This is a genomic window from Psychrobacter sp. FME13 (assembly GCF_014861395.1).
Taxonomy (GTDB): domain Bacteria; phylum Pseudomonadota; class Gammaproteobacteria; order Pseudomonadales; family Moraxellaceae; genus Psychrobacter.
On record NZ_RRYV01000214.1, the window covers coordinates 1 to 3,830 of the forward strand.

Below are 3,830 nucleotides of genomic sequence, written 5' to 3' on the forward strand. Positions count from 1 at the left end.
CGATGATGGTCACCGCGGTACAATAGGTAGACAAGTGGCCAATAGAGGGTAGGTTGTTGATGTCTACAGGGCTGCCGACACTTAGGCCACGCATGGCGCCAGTCGCTTGATAGGTCTCACGTTGACAGCGATTGGCCGCGATCCACTGTTCAGCAATCGCAGTTGCTGCATCATCACCATACACACGAGAGGGCGCTGCAATTAGCACCGTGGTGTCATCTGTGGCAAGTGCTGACTCATCTACTGCTTGACCTTCATAGATAGTATCAGCGGCGAGGCCATCTGCTCGTACCATGACACGATGGCTACCGAGTTGCTGCGTAGTCATCTGTAATGCATTGACGCTGTCTTGCCCTGACTGTATGGAGGACTGCGCATAGCTATAAGTCAGCGGTATTTGCTCATTCTCATCTAAACCATTGACCAACCACCACGTACCTAGCTCATCAACCGAATCGCCTGATACCCACAAAGTAGAAATACCAATATCTGCAAGCAGACCCGTGACAAAATCATAGTCACTGACATCTGACTGCGTGCGTATGGCTAAGGGCAGAGACAATTGCTCTGAGGCGGTACTGCCTGATGATAGCAGCGTCTCAGATATCTCCCACGTCATATCATAATCACCAAGAATAGCGGTGATGATATCTAGGGTGGACTGATTGATGAAAGTGCGCGTATGTATCGACTGCGTCAACTGCCAGTCAGGAGTCACGACTTCTAACGTATAAAAGTGCATCGCGCCATCAGACTGCTGACAACGGACACCTCGTATGAGACCTGTGCGACAGGTAGGCGTACGATTCGCGGACAGCGTGGTCAAGCAAACAGGTGTACCAACCAATGATAAACAAGCGTCCGAGTCTAGAAATATGTAACTAAACACTAGTATGTCAATAGTATCGGTTTGATTAACACTGCTGACACCATAAAACGCCACAGGATAGAAGGCATCTACTGTTAAACTGTCGGCATGAATGGTAACTTTATGTAATCGATTGGTCTGAGAGGGCATAGGAGGGGTACCGTTACTACTGGCTTTATACCAAGGAAATGGCCCGAATTGGAATGTTGCTGAATTATTTATGAATAAAAGTATAGAGTTTATTGAAATATTGTCAACTAAAATAGTACAGTTGGTAGACTCATTGTTAATATCCACGTGTGTAAAACAGGCTTCTTTAAAAGAATGTAATGATTAAGATGTTATTTTATTAACCGAATCTATCTCAACAGTAGTCTAATAGTTTTACTTAGACAATTAACCAAAATTATTAGTATAATCATTCTTATTTCTCAACAAAACCTCACTGTAGCCCACTATGACTTTAAAGCCTTTATTCGTATCATTGTTTATCTTACCTCTATTTTCTATTACGGCCTGCGCCAAAACGCCTGCTACCTCGGTAGACAGTAATGGCATACCGCAAACTCGTAGTGATCTAACGGATGCTGAACAACAGCAACTAAATGACTTTTTAGCCACGCAAAAGACTAACATGCGCTTTATCGAAGGTGGTAGTTATGAGATGGGGGACTTCGGTCCAAAGCTTGACTGGACTGGCGGCATGCCAATCTCTAGCAATGGTGATAATAAAACCTTGCACAATGTCACCCTAGATAGCTTCAGTATGAATGCCTACAAGGCAACTTATGGTGATTTCGATATCTATAGTATGGCGACAGGACAGCCACAAGAGGGAATGCAAGAGTCTGTGATAGAACTGCATCAGCCCGATGCCGCTGCTGGTATCAATTGGCAAATAGCCCAAAATTACTGTCAATGGCTCGGGGAGCAGCTAAATGTACCCATGAATCTACCAACTGAAGCGCAGTGGGAGTATGCGGCGCGTAATCGTGGTCAGTATGTGCTATTCCCAACCGATAACGGCAAAATAGATGATGGTCGTAATGTATGGACTTTTAAGCAAAAGCAAGAAATAAGGAGTAAGTACAATACTAGCCTTGCTGTACCGATAGTAGGTCTATATCCGCCCAATCCGTTGGGATTATACGATATGATCAACCAAAACTATGAATGGGTGAGTGACTGGTATGATGCTGAGTATTATGCTAATAGTCCTGAGCATAACCCACAAGGTCCATTGACTGGTGAAGAAAAAGTATTGCGAGGGGTAGAGGCTAATGAAGGTGATGCTAGAAATATTAGAGTAATGGGTCCTGTGAGCGTAAAACGTTGGCACAAAGAACCCAATCCGCCTCTTATTAATAATAATGTTAGAATAAACCAAAATGGAGATACTACAGCAAGATGCGTTGCTAATTCTACAACTCCCTTGTCATAAAACTTAACATATTACTATCTCCTAAGATCACATAATTATGATGTTTTGAATGAGCAGTTATTCTGTTTAGACAATCCCAGTAAATTATTAGTATAATCATTCTGATTTCTCAACAAAAAACTACTGTAGCCCACTATGACTTTAAAGTCTTTATTCGTATCTTTGCTTATCTTACCTCTATTTTCTATTACGGCCTGCGCCAAAACGCCTGCTACCTCGGTAGACAGTAATGGCATACCGCAAACTCGTAGTGATCTAACGGATGCTGAACAACAGCAACTAAATGACTTTTTAGCCACGCAAAAGACTAACATGCGCTTTATCGAAGGTGGTAGTTATGAGATGGGGGACTTCGGTCCTAAGTTGGACTGGACAGAAGGCATGCCAATCTCTAGCAATGGTGATAATAAAACCTTGCACAATGTCACCCTAGATAGCTTCAGTATGAATGCCTACAAGGCAACTTATGGTGATTTCGATATCTATAGTATGGCGACAGGACAGCCACAAGAGGGAATGCAAGAGTCTGTGATAGAACTGCATCAGCCCGATGCCGCTGCTGGTATCAATTGGCAAATAGCCCAAAATTACTGTCAATGGCTCGGGGAGCAGCTAAATGTACCCATGAATCTACCAACTGAAGCGCAGTGGGAGTATGCGGCGCGTAATCGTGGTCAGTATGTGCTATTCCCAACCGATAACGGCAAAATAGATGATGGTCGTAATGTATGGACTTTTAAGCAAAAGCAAGAACTAAGTAATAAGTACAACACCAGCCTCGCTATACCTATAGTGGGTCTATATCCGCCTAATCCGTTAGGACTGTATGATATGACCAATCAGAACTACGAGTGGATGAGCGACTGGTACGATGCCCAGTATTATGGTGATAGTCCAGAGCACAACCCGCAAGGTCCATCAACTGGCAAAGAAAAAGTATTGCGAGGGGTAGATGCTAATGAAGGTAGTGCTAGAAATATTAGGGTGATGGGTCCTGTGAGCGTAAAACGCTGGCAAAGAGAACCTAATCCGCCTCTTGTAAAGAATAATCCACGCATCAATCAGAATCGCGCAACATCTGCACGTTGTGTCGCAAACACCCCTGTTTCATTGAACTAAAAATTAGCAAGATAGATAGTTATGTATTTTAATCGCTAAGCTATATAACTATCATCGTCGTCATCGTCCTCAAACCCTGCTGGATCATATTGTTCTGGATTCTTAGCCATAAAATGCTCATAATTATTAAATTGACCATGTTTGATATAGATATCGTACTTTGGACTGGTGTTTTTGACGACTTCTATACCATCGGGGTATTCAGGCGCGACTTTGGTTCTCATCTTCATGTATAAGATAACATACGCACTATAGTCTCTATTAGTTTTGAACGCCTCTATATCTCTTGAGTTCATATGATCAAAGATATTTTGAATATTTTTATCTAAAAATTTTCCATAGTTTAATAGGGGCTGTATAGAATTCAAATCAGCGGCAGCCAGATAAAGACACAAGCGAGAA

At 42.7% G+C, this 3,830-nt stretch carries 4 protein-coding genes; 2 read left to right on the plus strand and 2 right to left on the minus strand.

The genetic code is table 11. The features are described 5' to 3' along the window. Positions 1-1,018 (minus strand): phage late control D family protein (locus EI164_RS15015; protein ID WP_192520730.1); only part of this gene is annotated, 1,018 nt, incomplete at its 3' end. 307 nt (positions 1,019-1,325) lie between these two features. On the opposite strand from EI164_RS15015, the gene EI164_RS15020 reads away from it, so the two are divergent. Together EI164_RS15020 and EI164_RS15025 are read left to right on the plus strand one after the other, a co-directional pair. Then, positions 1,326-2,309 carry a formylglycine-generating enzyme family protein gene (locus EI164_RS15020; protein WP_192520736.1) on the plus strand — a complete coding sequence of 328 codons (984 nt, stop codon included), beginning with the start codon at positions 1,326-1,328 and terminating at the stop codon, positions 2,307-2,309. A 135-nt stretch (positions 2,310-2,444) separates the two neighbouring features. Further along, positions 2,445-3,428, plus strand: coding sequence for a formylglycine-generating enzyme family protein (locus EI164_RS15025; RefSeq protein WP_192520738.1), 984 nt, complete (start codon positions 2,445-2,447; stop codon positions 3,426-3,428). Between the two features lie 35 nt (positions 3,429-3,463). On the opposite strand, the gene EI164_RS17190 is transcribed toward EI164_RS15025, so the two are convergent. Next, positions 3,464-3,830: hypothetical protein (locus tag EI164_RS17190; protein WP_225739335.1), on the minus strand; the 367-nt coding region annotated here is incomplete at its 5' end.